Here is a 19,642-nt window from a genome sequence, read left to right on the forward strand (position 1 = left end):
TTTTCGCTTTCTTTTTTTACCTCGTTTATTTTAAGTTATGTTTAAGGTAAAGGTCATATAATGAGTCCCTCATGAAGGAAATGAATTTGACTTTGAAAATTTATTTTCTTCTGAGTGAACTTATACATTTTAAACCGAGAGCTTTCAAAGATATGTAATTTCGCAAGCAGCAGAGATTTGAAGGTTCCTTATAACAAACGTCCATAGCGTGCAATGACGTTAAACTGCTGACGGTAATCCTACACAAGCGTTCAAGACTTTATGATGTGTATGGGAAGTAACCATGATGATAGAGTATATACGGGGGTTCGTAATTGAGCTTTAACTCTATGGAATATTCTTAGTGGCGAAATTGAAAGGTCTAAATGAAATTCAGTAAAGTTGCTATTTCAACTGGTGTTATTGCTTCATTCATGTTTATCGGTACTGGTATGGCCCACGCGGACACACCAAAACAAACTACACATGATGTTGCAATTGAAGTTATTAACGGTAACTACGGTACAGGTCAAGATCGTGTCACAATGTTGACAAACAAAGGTTTTGACTTTGAAGACGTACAAACAGAAGTTAACAACATTTTGTTAGGAAAAGCTTCAGCAACTCCTACAACTGCCAAAAAAGTTGAAACACAACCTGCTAAATCTAAAGTAGCACAAACTGTATCAGGACTTGACTTAGGTCAAACTTCTGGTCAAGTAAATATTGAAGCCCTTGCCAACTACATGGTTTCTAATACTGCCAACGCAGCAGGATATTCTGCAAGCGAATGGGCATATATTATTGAACATGAGTCTAATGGACGTGCAGATGTTGCAAATGCAAGTTCAGGTGCATACGGTGCGTTCCAATTGTTAGGTCACGGTGAATACGCTGGCATGACTCTTGCTGAACAAATCGAAATGGCAAGTAAACTCCCTGCAGGAAGCTGGGTTGTTTATAACTAATAGGAAGTGAATTACAATTCGTTTCCTGGAGTGCTTAACTAAGATTAAACATCCAAGGCTATCACAAACAGTGAAGGCCTTTTTGTTTTGCCTTTAACCTTTTTAAAAATCAAAAAATCAAAAAATCAAAAAAACTCTTAAAAAATTTAAAATTATATGTTATAATAAAAGAGTAGATTTAGTAAAACGTACTAAATTCATAACAATTAAAGAGACAATATAGGTTGGGCGCAAGCTTCAAGAGATTTCCTCCGAGGGTAAGGAGGAGATTTTTTGATAGCTTGTGCCCTTTTTGTTTACATTCTTTTTTTTCGATTGCTACGCTCTTGGAAAAAAATGAAGTGTAGACCTAACTGTCGAAAATACAAGGAGGAAGCTTTTGGAATTTTATAAAAAAGCAAAAGAAGAAGTTATTGAGGAGTTTTTAGTTGATCCTAAGACTGGCTTAAATCATGAACAAATATTGAAACAAAGGGAGCTTCATGGAGAAAATAAACTTCCGGATGAAGAGGAAGAATCATACTTAGCTACGTTCCTCAAAAGTTTTAAAGAACCTATCGTTATTGTTTTACTTGGTGCGGTAGCTCTGTCCTTTGCTAGTTCTTACTACGCTTTTCAATTTCAAAATGATAGTAAGCATGGGATGGAGGCACTATATGAAGCGATTGCTATCTTAATCTTAATTATCATAAATGCCTTTTTAGGCTTTTATCAAGAAATTAGTGCACGTAAGAGTTTGAACGCATTAAAAGAGATGAACAATCGTTATGTTACTGTGTTACGAAATGGTCAATTTGAAAAAATACTTTCAACAGAGCTTGTCACAGGGGATATCGTAAAAGCCTCAATTGGAGACTTTGTCGAAGCAGATGTCCGTTGGATTGAAACCAATGAGCTCCAAGTTATCGAGTCGCATTTGACTGGCGAAGCAGATGCGATTAGCAAGCACACAGATGCTATTCTCGAGACGACAGAACTAGGTGATCGTCATAATATGGGCTTCTCCGGTTCAAGCGTTTCTGGTGGACAAGGTTTAGGGATCGTTGTGGCTGTTGGGGAACATACTGAACTTGGTAAAATTGCCAAACTGATTCAAGCAGTTGAAAACAGGACGTCGCCACTGCAAAATACGGTTCATAAGTTAACCAAAACCTTGATGCAAGTTTCAGCCGGTATTGTTGTCTTTACCCTCGTAGTGGGTATCATCCAAGCTGGTGAATTAAGCATAGCATCAATTACATCTGTTTTATCAACCTCAATCGCCTTAGCTGTAGCCTCTATACCTGATGCTCTACCTGCTGTGCTTTCGATTGTTTTAACGATTGGCGCTGCCAAAATGGCGAAGAATAAAGGGCTTATCAAGTCACTTAACAGTGTGGAAACACTAGGAAGTACTTCCTACATCTGTTCAGATAAAACAGGAACACTTACCAAAAATGAAATGACCGTTACACATTTCTATACAAACGGCCAGTACTATGAAGTTTCTGGTCTGGGCTATACTCCAGAAGGGGAAATTCGTAGTCTTTCTGATGAAGAGCAAGAGCCTTCATATTCGGCCTTTATTGCAGGTGCACTTTTGTGTAACGAGTCTGCTCTCAAAGAAGTCGAAGGAAAATTCGTGCCTTTTGGTAATCCAACTGAAATTGCCTTGACTGTTTTGGGGCAAAAAGCTGGCCGCACAAAAACTCAACTTTTAGAATCACATGAGCTCATCCGGACGCTACCTTTCACTAGTGACCGTAAAACAATGAGTGTCATTGTCAAGAAAGGCGACAACTATCTTCTCTATATCAAGGGAGCGCCAGATGTTCTGGTTGAGAAAAGCCGCGCCCTTTTGATTGATGGTGAATTAAATACCGAAGAAAGTGAAAAGCAAAAATTTATCACGACTGTAAATGATTATGCCAATGAAGCTTTGCGTACCTTGGCGGTAGGATACCGTATCCTCAGTAAGGAAGAAGCAGAACAAGGTCAGCTAGAAGATTTAGAAAAAGATATTATCTTGACGGGGGTTGCAGGAATTATTGACCCTGCGCGTGAAGAAGTCAAAGCTTCTGTTAAAACATTGCAAGAGGCAAGTGTCGAAGTCGTTATGATTACAGGTGATCACGAAAATACAGCTCGTGCTATTGCTTATAATCTTGGCATTGTAAAATCCAAAGAGGCTAAAGTCATCAAAGGTATCGAAATTGAAGAAATGACAGATGAAGAGCTCTATGATGTCGTTAAAACAACAAATGTCTATGCGCGTGTTTCCCCTGAACACAAGCAAAGGATTGTTAAGCAACTTCAAAAGCACGGGGAAGTTGTGGGTATGACAGGAGATGGTGTTAATGATGCGCCAGCTCTGAGAGCAGCTGATATTGGAATTGCCATGGGAATCGCAGGAACTGAAGTAACCAAGGATTCTGCTGACTTGATATTGCTTGATGATAAGTTTACAACGATTGAAAAAACAGTCGAAAATGGTAGAACTATTTATGCCAATATTAAGAACTTTATCCGTCACGAATTAACGACGAATGTCGCAGAAGTACTTTCCTTGATATTAGGCTTACTTTTCTTCACTGTAAGTATCGGGAATGTTGACTATACCACACCAACTTTAACAGCCTTAATGGTACTTTGGGTCAATATGGTCAGTGATGCCGTGCCTTCTTTCGCTCTAGGATACGATGTCGCTGAGTCAGACATTATGAACGAAAAACCACGTGACCCTAAAGAATCTGTCCTAGCCAACTACACGTGGTCAAGAGTCTTGATCCGAGGCACAATTATGGGCTTGATGGTCTTTGTAGCCTTTGTTTGGGCAGCAAAACAAGGCATGTCAAGTAACGAAGCACAAACGGTGGCCTTCTTAACACTTGTTTATGGTCAGTTGTGGCATGTTTTTGATGCAAGAAGTTCACAAACTCTCTTCAGAAGAAATCCATTCGGCAATCCACGTTTAGTCCTTGCTGTTGTCTTTGCAGGTATCTCTTCATTTTTAGTGACAATAATTCCATTCTTCAATGTTGTCATGGGAACTGCACCATTGAGCTTACCTGTTTATCTTCTTGTACTCTTTGTGCCAGCTTTACCAACATTTATCCTATCAGGTATTAAAGAAATCTTTAAAGTGAAAATTTGGTAAGGAGAATTTTTGAGATGTGTAACTATAATATGCTAAAATAACAGTATAGTAATCCTTGGAAGGAAGTATATACATGGAAAAAGTAAAAAGCTTTTTTACACCCAAAAGAATTTTAGTTCTCTTGATTCTTTTGCTCATCGTAATTTTTGCGGTTCTTAATTTCTCACCTGTTCGTGTTAACATGCTTTTCTTTAACATTGATATTCCCATGTTCTACGGCATCATCGCTGTAGGATTGATTGGGTTTATATGCGGTTATGTGATGCGTGGGAGAAAATAAATCTGAAAAAAATAAAAACTGAAGTGTATCATACACTTCAGTTTTTATATTGTTAGGTTTTCTCTTGCAAAAATATTAGAATTTAGAAGGGAAATTAAAATGAAATGAGTATATGATATGGAAGAATTAATCCGGTTCTACATTAAAAAGAAGGAGTTTAAAAAACTTCAAGTTATTCTTAAAGATTTACAAAGACATGAACTGAAAGAGATTTTTAAACATCTAAAGCAAGATGAACAGGTCATTTTTTTTGAAGTCCTTTCAGAAGATAAAGCAGTGGCGTTGTTCAAAATTCTTGGCACTCAGCAGCAAAAAAATCTTTTAGATGCGCTACAACCGCCAATGGTGCAAACTTTTCTCAATCAGCTGTCGTCAGACGATCGTGTCAGACTTTTTGACCGACTACCTGAAAGACGAGTGAAGAGTCTTCTGGGTGTTTTAACACCCGATAATAGAGCAGAAACACTCCACCTCCAAGCTTATGTCCCAGAAACAGCCGGTCGAATTATGACAACGGAATTTGTAACTTTGACAGAAGATATGACCCAAGAAAAGGCGTTGGCAAAAGTCACAGAGGAAGCCACGCGCAAGGAAAACATCTATATTTTGTTTATTATTGACGAGAAGTTAAAGCTCACTGGTTTTATAACTTTACATCGACTTTTGATGATGGCACCAACAGCAGTCATTAATGAGCATATGTCGCGTCAACCGATTTCTGTTAAAACTTCTGAGGACCAAGAAAAGGTGGCACAAAAAGTCAAAGAGTTGGATCTTCTGGCTTTAGCTGTGGTGGACGATACTAATAAATTAGTAGGCATAGTAACTTTCGACGATGCAATGGAAATTCTTGAAGAAGAGGCAACAGAAGACATTTTGAACCAAGCAGGTTTATCCGACTTAAAAGATACAGAGGAGGACCGCAGCAAGCTACTTATTAATGGCAAATTAAACAAAATTTTGGCAGTACGTTTACCCTTTCTTTTAGCCACTTTGTTGTTAAGCATGCTTTCTGGTTTAGTCATTGAAAATTTTGAACAAACATTAGAATCCATCGCAATGGTGGCAATTTTTATCCCATTGATTATGGGCATGGGAGGAAATATTGGGACACAATCTTCAACAGTCTTTACACGAGGCTTGGTTTTGGGGCATATTGAGATTGAGAACTACCTTGAGCACTTTTTCAAGGAATTACGTGTCGGTTTGACCATTGGCGCATTGATGGGAATTATGGCGGGGCTAATGGCGACCATATGGCTAGGTTTTCCGATGTTAGGTTTGGCAGTTGGTTTAGCCCTTTTTGCCACGATGACCGTCGCATCCTTGCTGGGCTTTTTAGTCCCTTTTATCTTAATCAAGTTAAAAATCGACCAAGCTGCAGGATCAGCACCAATCATTACAACGATTAAAGATTTAGTTGCCTTACTGATTTACTTCACCTGCATCTCGCTCTTCCTTGGTCATCTTATTTCATGAGTTTGATAAGATAGAAAAAATTTAATTTTTGTTAAAATAGACAAATATGAGACTAGATCACTACCTGTTCCTCAATGGATGGAAGGATAAGAAAGAACGCAAACGCTTGATACAGACCAGAAAGATTATAATTGATGGAGAAGTAGAGTATAACCTAAGTCGCAATGTCGATCCTCAGATGCATGAAATTATTGTCAATCAGCAACAGCTCACAACATTTGGACATCATTATTTTATGATGAATAAGCCAGCTGGTGTACTTTCAGCCAATAAAGATGAGCACCTGCCCACCTATCGTGACCTTGTGGAAGAAAAGAATGATGCACTCTATCCTGTGGGACGGCTAGACTTTCTAACGACAGGATTATTATTCATCACGGACAATGGGCCACTGGGCATCGATATGCTAAAGCCACAGCAACATGTTTCTAAAACATATTTCGTAGAGACATGGGAACCACTTGAAGTAAGTGATAGAGTTGCATTTGAAGCAGGCCTTGAATTTATCGGAGGCGTTCGTACGCAGCCAGCGCAACTCGAAATTTTAGATGTGCATCATGCTAAAGTTACTATCCAAGAAGGTAAATATCATCAGGTTAAGAAAATGTTCTTAGCTTTAGGTAAAAAAGTTGAGCAACTTCAACGTTTAAATTTTGGACCGCTGGTCCTAGATGAAGATTTGCAACCAGGTGCTTATCGCCCTCTTACGCAGCAAGAAATCTTGAGTCTGAAGCCTTATATGAGAAAGTAAGATTCTTTGACAGTCTGATAAGGCAAGTGTTATAATCATTATCACTTAGAGCCGATGAAGAAAGGAAGTGTCACTATGCCTATTTATGATTTCACAGTGAAGGGAAAACAAGGAGATGATATCTCTTTGTCCGACTATAAAGGCAAAGTTCTACTCGTAGTGAATACTGCGACAAGATGTGGTTTTACACCACAATATGATGGACTTCAAAAACTTTATGATGAATATAAAGAGTCCGGATTTGAAATTCTCGATTTTCCTTGTAATCAATTTAAAGAGCAAGCACCTGGCACAGCTGATGAGATTGATCAGTTTTGTACATTGAACTATGGGACAACTTTCCCACGCTTTCAAAAGATTGATGTTAATGGCGCGGATGAAAGCCCGCTCTATACATGGTTAAAAGAAGAAAAAGGAAGCCCGCTTGGAAAAAAAATCAAGTGGAATTTTACGAAGTTTTTGATCAACGCTCAGGGGGAAGTTGTCGCACGTTATGCTCCAGCAACAGAACCTGAAAAAATTGCCAAAGATATTAAAAAAGAGCTTGAAAAAGTAGAAAAATAGGAGCACGTGCCTCCTGTTTTTTCTTTTGGTATCATTATAAAGAAGCTCATATTTATAGCTGGTTTATGCTATAATTGAGTCATGAATATTCTGCTCGAAATCCAAACGAAATTAAGAGAACTTTCCCCTAACGAGTCAAAAGTTGGAAAGTATGTTCTCGCTTTTCCTGAGGCTGTCATCAACCTAAGCACCCAAGACATTGCTAAAAATAGTCAAGTGTCACCAGCTACAGTTATTCGCTTTGTCAAATCCATCGGACTTGAAGGTGTTCCCCAACTTAAGCAGCAACTTTCCGTCTGGAAGGCGAGCGCCCAATCGGATACAGATTTTCAAGAATTACGTCCTAATGAAGAGATAGACTCAATAAAATCAAAATTAAAAGCGCGCATTAATCATATGACAGAACTTGTTAATGGTCATTTAAACAATGAAAGACTTGCTAAAACGGTCGACCTGATTGATGAAGCGGAGTTAATCTTTATTTTCGGGATTGGGGCTTCTTTTCTTGTGGCACAAGACTTAGCTCAAAAATTGAACCGTATTGGCAAAATCAGTATTTGTGCGGACAATACGCATACGATGGCTGTTAATTTAACCAATAATAATCAAAAGAAACTCTTTATCGCTGTCAGTGACCGAGGGGAATCCCGTGAAGTTTTAGCTATGCTTGATTTGGCTCAAGCTGAAAAGATTGAAACCATTGCGATTACCGGTATTGAAAACTCAAGTCTTGCTAAACGTGCCGAATATCCGCTCATTTCTCTATCAGGAGAGAATTTTGAGTTTAGGCATGCAGCTACGGTTTCAATGCTGGCACAATTGTATCTCATCGATTTGCTCTTTTATGCCTATGTCAGCAAAAACTTTGATGATGCACGAGAATCAGTGATTCGTTCTTTAGATATCGTTCGTCATCTGGAAAAAAATTATTGATGTGAAGTTATACATAAAAACAGTAAAAATCTTGGCGTTTTCGTTGTGAAGCGAGATTTTTACTGTTTTCTTTACCTTAAACTTTTTTATGTTAAAATAGAAGAATGATTTTACTACAAGGGAATGGGATAGCACGCACTTTTGGTGGCGATGTTTTATTCGAAAATATAAATTTTAATCTTCAGGACCACTCACGCATGGCTTTAGTCGGACGCAATGGTGCGGGAAAATCGACTTTATTGAAGATTATTGCAGGCGTTGAAGAACCTTCAGCAGGATCGATTTCTAAGGTCAAGGATTTGCATTTAAACTATTTGGCTCAAGATACAGGACTTTCTTCAGAATTAACGATTTTTGAAGAAATGTTGACGGTCTTTGAAAAACTCCGTCAAACAGAGCGACAATTGCGCCAGATGGAATTACAGATGTCGGAGTTAACGGGTGGTGACTTAGAGAGTTTGATGCACCGTTATGATTCTTTATCGGAAGAATTTCGTCAAGCCAACGGTTTTACCTATGAAGCAGAGATTAAGTCAGTACTTAATGGTTTTCGTTTCGAAGAGAAGATGTGGGACCGTGCTATTTCTTCTTTATCTGGTGGACAAAAGACAAGGTTGGCTTTGGCAAAAATGCTTTTGGAAAAGCCTGATTTGTTGATTTTGGATGAGCCAACCAACCATTTGGATATTGAAACATTGGCATGGTTAGAAACTTACCTGAAAAACTATTCAGGAAGTCTTTTGATTGTCAGTCACGACCGTTACTTCTTAGATAAGGTTGTGACAGAGACCTTGGAGATTTCACGAGGCAAGCTGACACGCTTTGCAGGAAATTACAGTAAATATATTGAACTTAAAGCAGAGATGCTCGCCACTGAGCAAAAGAACTATGATAAGCAACAAAAAGAAATTGAAAAATTAGAAGATTTCGTTGCTCGAAATATGGTTCGTGCCTCCACAACAAAACGCGCCCAATCCCGCCAGAAAAAGTTGGAAAAGATGGAGCGTATCGAAGCACCGAGCGCAAGCGAAGCGGCTGCTCATATGACCTTTTCTCCAGCTAAAAAGTCGGGCAACATCGTTCTTACAGTGGAAGATGCAGCAGTGGGATACGATAAAGTCCTCGCTGAACCTATCAATATCGATACACGAAAACATGATGCCATTGCTATTGTTGGACCAAACGGGATTGGGAAAACAACATTGATCAAGTCAATCATTGGTCAAATTCCTCTTCTTAAGGGCCAGGTGAAGCTGGGAGCGAATGTCGACTTAGGATACTATGATCAAGAACAAGGGGCGCTGACACCTTCTAACAGTGTTCTTGACGAGATTTGGAATGAGCATCGTCTCTTACCAGAGGTAGAAATACGTAATCTTTTAGGGGCCTTCCTTTTCAGCGGCGAAGATGTGAAAAAGACCGTTTCGATGTTATCGGGGGGAGAAAAAGCACGTCTTCTTTTGGCGAAGCTCGCTATGCAACATGATAATTTTCTTGTGTTGGATGAACCTACCAACCACTTGGATATCGACAGCCGCGAGGTTTTGGAGAATAGCTTGATCGACTTCGATGGCACTTTACTCTTTGTCAGTCATGACCGTTATTTTATCAATCGGGTTGCGACCAAAGTTCTCGAAATATCACCTCAAGGAAGTAAACTTTACCTGGGAGATTACGATTATTATTTAGAGAAAAAACGCCAAGAAGAAGAGACACATCAAGAAGTTGTTTTGGAAGAACAACCAGAAAGTTCGGGCCAGATGGACTATGCACAACAAAAAGAAGCACAGAAAATCCGTCGCAAGTTCGAACGTGAAGTCAATGCTGCGGAAGAAAAACTTGCTGATCTGGAACAACAAAGCGAAGAAATTTCTCGAGCTATGTTAGATATAACAGATGACTTTGTTAAACTAGGTGAACTCCAAGCAGCACTCGACCAACTGGCTGAACAAAAAGAAGAAACAGAGATGAACTTACTGGAAGCAATGGAAAGCTTAGAAAGTTTATGATTGCAAACTCACAGTAAATCTGTTAGACTATATAACAAGAAACCTTTAAATTAGCACGAGAGGCTAGCAAGGAAACCGTATAATTGTCTACTTATATAGTATTTAGGTGTATTCTAAATATTACTGGCATATTTTTTTACGCACTTGCAGCTTTCTGCAAGTGTTTTTTTGTGCAAAACAGCGTGCTATTGATATTAACTTAAAGGACTAGAAAGAGGATAACATGTCATTATCAAAAACTATCGCTTCTGATTTACTCGAAATAAAAGCTGTAAGCCTATCGCCGAGTGCACCATTCACATGGGCAAGTGGGATTCAATCTCCTATTTACACAGACAACCGTGTGACCTTGGCTTATCCTGAAGTACGTACTCGTATTGAGCAGGCTTTTGCGGAATTGGTCAAGGCAGAGTTTCCTGAGGTCGAAGTGATTGCAGGTACAGCAACAGCAGGTATTCCTCATGGTGCAATTATTGCTGACTATCTTCAATTGCCTTTTGCCTATATTCGTAGCAAACCAAAAGATCACGGCGCAGGAAATCAAATCGAAGGACGTGTCTCTAAAGGACAAAAAATGGTATTGGTTGAGGATCTTATCTCAACAGGAGGCTCAGTACTAGAAGCAGTGGCTGCCGCACAACGTGAAGGGATCGAAGTTCTCGGTGTGATTGCTATCTTTACCTACCAACTCGAAAAAGCAACAACAAAATTCCAAGAAGCACAAGTGCCACTGCACACATTAACAAATTATTCTGAACTTATCCAAATCGCTCAGGAAACAGGCTATGTAACAGAAGCTGAACTTGAAATGCTTAAAAAATTCAAGGATAATCAAGAAACATGGGATAAATAACATAATAAACATTATGTAAAATATAAAAAGGGGAACAGATGATACTCATAAAAAACGGCCGTGTAATCGATCCTGAGTCTGGCTTTGATCAAGTTGTTGATGTGTTAGTTAAAGATAAGAAGATTATTCGTATTGCCCAAGATTTGGAAGAAGAAGGTGCAGATATCATTGATGCCAGCAACATGATTGTTGCTCCTGGGCTCATCGATATTCATGTTCATTTTCGTGAACCAGGTCAAACGCATAAAGAGACGATACACACTGGTGCTTTATCTGCAGCACGTGGTGGTTTTACGACAGTAGTAATGATGGCAAATACTAAACCGATTTTATCGAGTCCTGAAGTGCTTGTAGAGACACTGAAACTTGCAGATGAAGAGAAAATTCATATTAAGTCCATTGCTTCTATTACCAAAGATTTTGACGGGCGACATTTGACGGATTTTGATGCTTTGTTAAAGGCAGGCGCAGTTGGCTTTTCAGATGATGGTATTCCACTGAGTGATTCAGGGGTCTTGCATGAAGCTTTGAAGAAAGCCAAGGAAACGGATAGTCTGCTCTCTATTCACGAGGAAGATCCCAACTTAGTGGATACGCTTGGAATCAATGAAGGCGAAGTGGCACACCAATGTGGTCTAACAGGAGCGACAAAGGTGGCTGAGTACAGTATGATTGCACGTGATGCAATGTTGGCTTTGGATATTCAAGCGCGTTTACATATTCAACATTTGTCTGCAGGCGAAAGTGTAGATGTAGTTCGTTTTGCGCAAAAGATGGGCGCAAAAGTTAGTGCTGAAGTTACACCACAACATTTTTCATTGACAGAGCAAGCTGTCCTAGAGATTGGTACAAATGCAAAGCTTAATCCTCCACTGCGTCAAACAAAAGATATTGCGAAAATTTTGGAAGGCTTGAAAGATAACACGATTAGTGTTATTGCGACCGATCATGCGCCACATACCCATGAAGAAAAAAATGTTGCTTTGGCTGAAGCACCGAGCGGAATGATCGGCTTAGAAACTTCTTTGCAACTGGGGCTTACACATTTGGTTACTCCTGGACATCTTGAACTGGCTCAATTGCTGGCGAAAATGACTGTTAATCCAGCCAAACTATATGGTTTTGATGCAGGATATTTAGCGGAAGGTGGACCGGCTGACATTACCATTTTTGATGCTCATAATACTTATAAAGTGGATGAAAACTTTGATTCCAAGGCAAGTAACTCACCATTTATCGACCAAGAACTTGTGGGACAAGTCAAATATACGATTTGTTCAGGAGAAATTGTTTACCGCCCATAAAAATCTTGCAAGAGCTTACATAAATTGTTAAAATGATTTTAATGTTTAATAAATTTTATTCTAAGCAATAGGAGAAATCTCATATGAAAATCAGTAAAACAATTAATGCTCCTGTCGAGTTTGTCTACAATCAGATTCTGGATTCATCACTTTACGATATCGAAAAAAATACTGGGCACAGACCTGACATCAAGTCTCTTAATGGCTTTGAATACTCAAAAACATTTGGCAAAAACCAACATGGAACTATTACGATTGATGAAGTTGTGAAAGCCAATAAGTATGCTTTTACCACGAAAACTATCCGTAATACATTCAATACACGTTGGAATTTTCATCCTGTTGATGATAAGAAAACAGAGATAACTATTGAGGAAAGCCGTACTTCCAGCGGAATGATTCAAAAATTAAATGATATGTTTGTCGGAACGCTTCTGGGACACTGGAAAAAACGTCAGATGGTCGCTATTTTGAATCACATTGAACAAGCTTATAGTGGTGGGAAGTGAAAAGATGGAAAAGAAACAGCATGAACTTTTAGATCTCGCGACTTATGCTTTTAATAAGCCCCGGAGTAAGGAGCGAGAAGAAGCGTTTGATAAACTTTTAAGTTTTTCAAAACCTTACAGTTACTGGGAAAACGATGAGCTATCCTCTATGATTATCGATACCTCTTTTAGGGTCTATTGGAAGGATGCAAAGCTAAAGATGTCAGGAATTGGTTATGTTGCCTCTTACCCAGAATTTAGAGGAAACGGCAGCATTCGTAAACTCATGACCGATATTTTAGAAGACAACTATGAAGCTGGCACCGCCTTAAGCTATCTGGCTCCCTTCTCTTATCAGTTTTACGGACAATTTGGTTATCATTACGCTTTTGACCAAAAAGCATATACGATTCCTGCACAAGAATTTCCTAAAGGCAAAAAAACAGTGGGTCAAGTGCAGCGCCGCACTGTAAGTGAGGAGCTTTTGGAAGAAGCGGCTGAGGTCCATGATCAAGTCTATAACCAAGGTTCACTAGTCCGTCCACAACATGTTTGGGAATACTATTTCAAGTATAAAGCACAGCCCTTCTTTGCGACTTATGAGGAAAATGGCAGAGTTCTAGGTTACTTAATTTATGAATTTGCAGGTACGGCTTTTGTAATTCGTGAATGTATTACATTGACCCATGAAGCTCAAGATGCACTTTATCGTTTTGTCTCAAGCCACGCTGCAAGTTTTGAAGTTATTAAATGGACTGCTCCTTCAAATGTTTTCCTCGAATATGATTTGGCTGAACCATCGCGCATAGAGCTACAGTTGCAACCTTATATGCAAGCTCGTATTGTTAATCTGCAAGCATTTTTGAAAGTGAACGGTCAGCCTGAATTTTCTGCCCGTATTGTTGATGATATTTTGCCACAAAATAATATCTGTGTTGGCCCTGAGACAGACCAACCAGAGGAAATGACCATTGGAGTATTTACTGCCCGTGTACTACGAGAAAATAAAGCCATTCTTCGTGAATATTTTTAAAATAGTCAAACTAAACACCGAATCTTAACATTTTTTGTAAGATTTGGTGTTTTTATTAATTAAAACTAAAAAAATAACACGATTTTGTTTCTAAATTTGTAACATGTTTCAGAAATCAGCCGGAAAATTAAAGTTTTTAATGGTTTGAAGAAAATGAAAGCGCTAAAAATAAGGGTTTCATTAAAAAATACTTGTTTTTTCGCTTAATATTGTTTGGACAAATTATATTTGAAATCGCTTTCTGAAACCGCTATACTATTGGTATAGATAAAAAGAAGGAGATCATAGAAATGGCAGAAAAAGTTATTGCATTAGCCTGTGCAGCAGGTATGTCAACATCATTACTCGTGACAAAAATGCAACAAGCTGCACAAGAAGCAGGAAAAGATTATGAAATCTACGCAAAGTCTGTAGCTGAAATTGACAACATGTTGTCTGGCTCAGAGAAACCAGATGTATTGCTTCTCGGTCCGCAAGTGGCTTACATGAAAAATGAAGTCATCAAAAAAGCAGCAGCAGTTGATGTTCCTTGTGATGTGATTAAAATGCAAGATTACGGCATGATGAATGGAAAAAATGTTGTAGCAGCCGCTGACGCATTAATGAATGGATAAAGAGAATTTGTAGAAATTCTAGATAAAGAAAGGAGTATTATGGGGAAACTAGGAATCTCGATTTATCCGGAACGTTCCAACTTTGAAGCTGATAAAGCCTATTTAGACTTAGCGCACCAATATGGTTACACTCGTGTCTTTACCTCACTTTTAGAAATCAAAGGAGATAAGGAAGCAGTTCTTGAGGGCTTTACGAAAGTGATTGCTTATGCTAATAGTCTTGGTATGGAAGTCATGGTAGACATTAATCCCGCCTTATTTGAACAACTTAACATTAGCTATGATGATTTAAGTTTCTTTGATGAAATGGGTGCTGATGGTATTCGTTTAGACCTCGGATTTACAGGAGCTGAGGAAGCACGTATGACGCGCAACCCTTATAATCTTAAGATTGAGATTAATATGAGTCAGGGAACAAGTTATGTGGACAGTATCATGGATTACTCGCCTAACATTGAAAACTTACTTGGCAGTCATAATTTCTATCCTCACCGTTACACAGGTCTAGCGTTTGATCATTACGTGAAATGTACCGAGAAATTCAAAAAGTATAATTTAAATACTATGGTGTTTGTTAATTCTCATGAAGCAACATTTGGACCGTGGCCCACACAAGATGGCTTATGTACCTTAGAGGATCATCGTGACTTAAGCTTGAAGACACAAGTAAAACATTATAAGCTTTTAGATGGTATTGATGATATTACTATTGCTAATGCTTATGCGAGTGAAGCAGAGCTTAAAACAATGGCAGAAGTTTTCCATACGCAAATGCCAGAACTCAAAGTTGTGCCAAGAGCTACGATGACGGAAAATGAACGAAAATGTGTCTTTGAGGCTACGCATAGTTATCGTGGCGACCGCTCAGAGTACATGCTACGTTCAACCATGACTCGCGTTATTTACAAAGACTTGGATTTTCCGCCACATGATACAGATACTATAAAACCAGGCGATGTGATTATTGACAATGATGGATATGGTCAATATAAGGGGGAAACCCAAATTGCTCTGAAGGAAATGAAAAATGATGGCCGGGTCAATGTTGTTGGACATATCGCGGAAGACGAAATGTTCTTACTTGACTTTATCAAGCCTTGGAGTTCGTTTAAATTTATTGAAAGTGATGAGCTATAATTTATAACCTTATACGCAAATAAATTAAAATTTTAGGAGGAATTCTATGAACGGAATTACGATGTGGATGGAGAAATATCTCGTCCCAGTAGCAGCAAAAATCGGGTCGCAAAAGCACCTGGTTGCCTTGCGTGACTCATTCATTGGTATCCTGCCAGCAACACTGACAGGTGCCCTTGCAGCGATGGTATCAGCCATCGTCACAACATTCCCACAGTCCATTCAACAAATGGTTTTGGGTCCAACCAAGTTTGCCCAACTCGCACCAGAAGATGTTTGGACGCTTGCTAATACACCAATCATTGGCGATTTGAATAACATTTCAACACTTGTCAACCAAGGGACTTTGACAGTTATTGGTCTTATCTTTGCTTTCTCTTGGGGTTACAATTTGGCCCGTGCTTATGGTGTCAATGACCTTGCAGGTGGTGTTGTAGCAGTTGCCACTCTCTTTGCTGGTTTGCCAAACCAAATGCCTAAATTCTTGGATGCTTTGGGTGTGAGCGATGCCGGCGTAGCTGCAACAGACAAAATCAATGGTGTATTGACTGGTCAAGGTCTCGCAGCATGGAAGCCACTCTTTGCTGCCGCACATATGGATGCTGGTGCTTACTTTACGATTATCATTATGGGTGCCCTTGCGGTGATTATTTATGCTAAACTTATGTTAGCAGATATCACTATCAAGATGCCTGAGTCAGTCCCACCGGCTGTAGCAAAAGCTTTCCTTGCGATTATTCCAACGATTGCTGCAATCTACGCTGTGAGCTTGATTTACTATGTTATTGATAAATTGACACATGATTCTGTAATTAATTTGATTACACACTATATTGCAGAACCCTTCCAAATTCTCTCACAAAATATTTTCTCAGTTCTTATTGTTACACTCTTCGTTTCAATCTTCTGGTTCTTTGGACTTCATGGACCAAACGTCTTGGCACCTGCTCTTGATGGGATTTGGCTTCCACTTGGTCTTAATAACCAAGCCCTTTACTTCCAAGTTCACTCAGACGGTATTCGTGACTTAGTAGCGCGTGGTGCGATTGATAAAGCACATGCGATTAATGGTGACTATGTCAGTCTTTGGGTTCGTGGTTCATGGGATGCCTTCGTCTGGTTTGGTGGTTCTGGTGGTACAATTACCTTAATCCTTGCCATTCTGATCTTCTCTAAACGTAAAGATTATAAGACAGTGGGACGTCTTGGTTTAGCACCAGGTATCTTCAATATTAATGAACCTGTACTCTTTGGTATGCCAATTGTACTGAACGCTATCTTCTTTATCCCATTTGCAATTGCTCCATTGGTAGCGGTTATTATCGCCTATGTTGCAACGATGCTTCATTGGGTAGATCCAGTTGTCAGTGCTGTGCCATGGGTTACACCACCAATTATGAATGCCTTCCTTGCTACAGGATTTGACTGGCGTGCAATTATCTTAGCAATTGTCAACTTACTTGTAACCTTTGCTATTTGGACACCATTCGTTATTGCAGCAAACAAGATGGAAGAACCAGAATTATAAAAAACAGAAAGGAACCCAATGATTATTGTTAATGTAGCTATGATGCAAGAAAAAGTAATTCAACTTCTAGAAGAAAATGGATTTACTTATAAGGAAAAAAAGGGATTGAAACTCTATTTTCGAGGTCCGAATAGCGACTTAGCTACGGATGCTCAAACTGCAAAACGCTTAATTAAACAAAGTTCATTTGGTTCAGCATTATTCTTTAACGTCGAGGAGGTTTAAATATGGCTTGGATATATGCATTACTTAGTTTGTCACTCTTACTTCTAGCTTATCAAAACTGGAGTTTTGGAGGTACACTCTTTATTCTATCTGTGGTCATGCTTATACTTGCACGACAAAAGAAGAAAAAAGAAGAATAATAAAAAAGACTTGCTACGGCAGGTCTTTTATTATGTTTGACTTTAAAGCAGAAGCGTTATAAGATGAAAGAAGTGAGTATAAGCTTTATGGTTTGAGGCAAATCTCATCCTTTGACTATATACCCCTAAGGGTATATAATGGATATATCAAAAATTTGAGGAGAGAAATATGCGTTCAATCCAAATGAAGCAATTAAAAGAGAAACTTGGTCACGTTGTACTGATTGATGTTCGAGAAGAGGATGAATATCTCGAAGGACATGTGCCAACAGCAATCAACATACCCCTGAGTGTTTTAGAGCAAAGATACTTAGAGATAGAAGATGAGAGCTATATTATTTGTCAAAGCGGTATGCGGTCTATGCGCGCTTGTCAATTCCTAAAGGCACAAGGAGTGGCAACTACGAATGTTACAGGTGGTACTCTATCTTGGGATCAAGAATTAGAAAAATAAGAGGAAGAAAATGACGAAAAAATATCTTATCGTTGGGGGCGTTGCCGGTGGCATGAGTGCAGCCACTCGATTACGCCGTTTAAAAGAAGATGCAGAAATTATTGTTTTTGATAAAGGACCGTATGTTTCTTTTGCAAACTGTGGGCTCCCCTACTATCTCTCTGGTGAAATCGAATCAAGAAATAAACTTATCCTACAAACACCTGAAAGTCTGGCACAGCGTTTTAATTTAGATGTTCGTCCTGATTCTGAAGTGGTTTCTATTGAGCCGGATAATAAAGAAATTACTGTAGTATCGAATGGGACAAGCTACACGGAAAATTATGATGCATTGATTTTGTCACCTGGCGCAAGTCCTTTTATTCCGCCTATAAAAGGTTTAGCGGAAGCGGATAATGTCTTTAGCCTGCGTAACATTCCTGACTTAGATAAAATCACAAACTATATGGAAATGGAGCACCGCAAGCAAGCATTGATTATTGGCGCGGGTTTCATCGGTCTAGAGATGGCTGAAAACTTACGAAAACTTGGTTTAGAGGTTACAATCATCGAAAAAGCCAATCATGTTTTACCAACTCTTGATCAGGAAATGGCCGTTCATATTGAAGAAGAGTTGACACATAATGGCTTGAAAGTACTCACGGGTGTGTCTGTTGTAGAGTTCCAAGACCAAGGAAAAACGGTTATTCTGGAAAATGGCGACAGTCTTAGTACGGATGTGGTTATCCTTTCTGTGGGGATTCAAGTGGAGTCAAAACTTGCTACTGATGCGGGGATTAAGCTTGGAATGAGAGGAGCAATTCTTGTCGATGAGCAATATCAAACATCTGTGCCTGATATTTATGCTGTGGGAGATGCCATTCTTGTTAAAAATCAGATTACCGGTAATGATGCGCTCATTTCCTTAGCAAGCCCAGCCAATCGCCAAGGACGTCAAGTTGCAGATATCTTAGCAGGATTACCTGTTACAAATAAAGGGAGTATCGGAACAGCTATTGTTCGAACTTTCAGTTTGACAGCTGCCTCTACTGGACTTTCAGAGAAGCAGACACAAGATGCGGACTTAAAATATAAGACTGTGCATATCACAGCTAATGATCACGCAGGTTATTATCCTGGCGCAAGCTCTATTCTTCTCAAACTTATCTTCAATCCAGAAAGTGGTTATATCTATGGAGCATCAGCAGTTGGGCAAAAAGGTGTAGATAAGCGTATTGATGTTTTGGCAACAGCGATTAAAGCAGGGATGACGGTTTTTGATTTACCAGAACTTGAATTGAGCTATGCGCCACCATTTGGCTCTGCTAAGGATCCTGTTAACATGATTGGTTATGCGGCTATGAACATTGCTATGGGCTTGTCAGATAACATTCAGTGGCATCAGCTCGAAGCAGAACTTGCCCAAGGTAAAGTACTCTTAGATGTGCGCCAAGTAAATGAAGTGGCGCGTGGTGGTTTTAAAGAAGCGATAAATATACCATTAAACAATTTACGCCAAAATATGGACAAATTAGATAAAAATAAAGAATACATTGTCAGCTGTCAATCAGGGCTTCGTTCTTATACAGCTGAACGTATCTTGAAACAAGAAGGCTTTAAAGTAGAAAATCTTGATGGAGCTTATGGCTTGTACAGTAAAGTGAAGGACATTTAACTCAAGCTGAACGAAGGGATTATTTTAGGATAGTCCTTTTTCTTATTGAAATTTTTAATGAATTTGTAGGCTGCTTATGGTATAATATTAAAAAATATTTGTTAGATTTGGGG

The 19,642-nt window shown here is 39.0% G+C and carries 19 protein-coding genes; all 19 read left to right on the forward strand.

The features are described from left to right. Window positions 1-365 precede the first annotated feature (365 nt). The 19 genes from lgb_RS04635 (at window position 366) to lgb_RS04725 (ending at window position 19,529) form a co-directional block, all read left to right on the forward strand. Complete coding sequence (locus tag lgb_RS04635; protein WP_019293491.1) at window positions 366-947, forward strand: transglycosylase; 582 nt, start codon at window positions 366-368, stop codon at window positions 945-947. 379 nt (window positions 948-1,326) lie between these two features. Then, on the forward strand, window positions 1,327-4,083 hold the full coding sequence (locus tag lgb_RS04640) for a cation-translocating P-type ATPase (RefSeq protein ID WP_019293490.1): 2,757 nt from the start codon (window positions 1,327-1,329) through the stop codon (window positions 4,081-4,083). 73 nt (window positions 4,084-4,156) lie between these two features. Then, window positions 4,157-4,363 (forward strand): hypothetical protein, encoded by a 207-nt coding sequence (locus tag lgb_RS04645; RefSeq protein WP_019292723.1) that lies wholly within the window; start codon window positions 4,157-4,159, stop codon window positions 4,361-4,363. 117 nt (window positions 4,364-4,480) lie between these two features. After that, window positions 4,481-5,842 carry a magnesium transporter gene (gene mgtE / locus lgb_RS04650; RefSeq protein WP_019293489.1) on the forward strand — a complete coding sequence of 454 codons (1,362 nt, stop codon included), beginning with the start codon at window positions 4,481-4,483 and terminating at the stop codon, window positions 5,840-5,842. A gap of 46 nt (window positions 5,843-5,888) precedes the next feature. Next, the gene (locus lgb_RS04655; protein WP_019293488.1) at window positions 5,889-6,593 is read left to right on the forward strand and encodes a 16S rRNA pseudouridine(516) synthase; all 705 of its coding nucleotides are present in this window, start codon (window positions 5,889-5,891) and stop codon (window positions 6,591-6,593) included. Window positions 6,594-6,668: 75 nt separating this feature from the next. Continuing rightward, window positions 6,669-7,157, forward strand: coding sequence for a glutathione peroxidase (locus tag lgb_RS04660; RefSeq protein ID WP_019293487.1), 489 nt, complete (start codon window positions 6,669-6,671; stop codon window positions 7,155-7,157). An 81-nt stretch (window positions 7,158-7,238) separates the two neighbouring features. Continuing rightward, the gene (locus lgb_RS04665) at window positions 7,239-8,090 is read left to right on the forward strand and encodes a MurR/RpiR family transcriptional regulator (protein WP_019293486.1); all 852 of its coding nucleotides are present in this window, start codon (window positions 7,239-7,241) and stop codon (window positions 8,088-8,090) included. 104 nt (window positions 8,091-8,194) lie between these two features. Beyond that, a complete protein-coding gene (locus tag lgb_RS04670) occupies window positions 8,195-10,099 on the forward strand; it encodes an ABC-F family ATP-binding cassette domain-containing protein (protein WP_019293485.1) in 1,905 nt (634 codons plus the stop codon). Window positions 10,100-10,322: 223 nt separating this feature from the next. Next, window positions 10,323-10,952, forward strand: a complete 630-nt coding sequence (pyrE, locus tag lgb_RS04675) for an orotate phosphoribosyltransferase (RefSeq protein ID WP_019293484.1) — start codon at window positions 10,323-10,325, stop codon at window positions 10,950-10,952. 38 nt (window positions 10,953-10,990) lie between these two features. Further along, window positions 10,991-12,256, forward strand: a complete 1,266-nt coding sequence (locus lgb_RS04680) for a dihydroorotase (RefSeq protein WP_019293483.1) — start codon at window positions 10,991-10,993, stop codon at window positions 12,254-12,256. Window positions 12,257-12,339: 83 nt separating this feature from the next. After that, window positions 12,340-12,765, forward strand: coding sequence for a DUF3284 domain-containing protein (locus lgb_RS04685; protein ID WP_019292715.1), 426 nt, complete (start codon window positions 12,340-12,342; stop codon window positions 12,763-12,765). A gap of 4 nt (window positions 12,766-12,769) precedes the next feature. Further along, window positions 12,770-13,777, forward strand: a complete 1,008-nt coding sequence (locus lgb_RS04690) for a GNAT family N-acetyltransferase (RefSeq protein ID WP_019293482.1) — start codon at window positions 12,770-12,772, stop codon at window positions 13,775-13,777. 290 nt (window positions 13,778-14,067) lie between these two features. Next, window positions 14,068-14,391 carry a PTS sugar transporter subunit IIB gene (locus lgb_RS04695; protein ID WP_019293481.1) on the forward strand — a complete coding sequence of 108 codons (324 nt, stop codon included), beginning with the start codon at window positions 14,068-14,070 and terminating at the stop codon, window positions 14,389-14,391. A gap of 39 nt (window positions 14,392-14,430) precedes the next feature. Further along, entirely contained in the window at window positions 14,431-15,528 is a 1,098-nt protein-coding gene (locus lgb_RS04700; protein WP_019293480.1) for a DUF871 domain-containing protein, read from the forward strand. A gap of 46 nt (window positions 15,529-15,574) precedes the next feature. Further along, a complete protein-coding gene (locus tag lgb_RS04705) occupies window positions 15,575-17,056 on the forward strand; it encodes a PTS sugar transporter subunit IIC (protein ID WP_004257558.1) in 1,482 nt (493 codons plus the stop codon). An 18-nt stretch (window positions 17,057-17,074) separates the two neighbouring features. After that, a complete protein-coding gene (locus lgb_RS04710) occupies window positions 17,075-17,281 on the forward strand; it encodes a hypothetical protein (protein WP_019335858.1) in 207 nt (68 codons plus the stop codon). Window positions 17,282-17,283: 2 nt separating this feature from the next. Next, a complete protein-coding gene (locus lgb_RS04715) occupies window positions 17,284-17,421 on the forward strand; it encodes a hypothetical protein (RefSeq protein WP_014024702.1) in 138 nt (45 codons plus the stop codon). Window positions 17,422-17,590: 169 nt separating this feature from the next. Beyond that, entirely contained in the window at window positions 17,591-17,875 is a 285-nt protein-coding gene (locus lgb_RS04720) for a rhodanese-like domain-containing protein (protein ID WP_019293479.1), read from the forward strand. Between the two features lie 10 nt (window positions 17,876-17,885). After that, window positions 17,886-19,529 (forward strand): FAD-dependent oxidoreductase, encoded by a 1,644-nt coding sequence (locus lgb_RS04725; protein ID WP_064305309.1) that lies wholly within the window; start codon window positions 17,886-17,888, stop codon window positions 19,527-19,529. The last annotated feature ends 113 nt before the right edge of the window (window positions 19,530-19,642 follow it).

Origin of the sequence: Lactococcus petauri, assembly GCF_023499275.1 — a bacterium.
Taxonomy (GTDB): Bacteria; Bacillota; Bacilli; order Lactobacillales; family Streptococcaceae; genus Lactococcus; species Lactococcus petauri.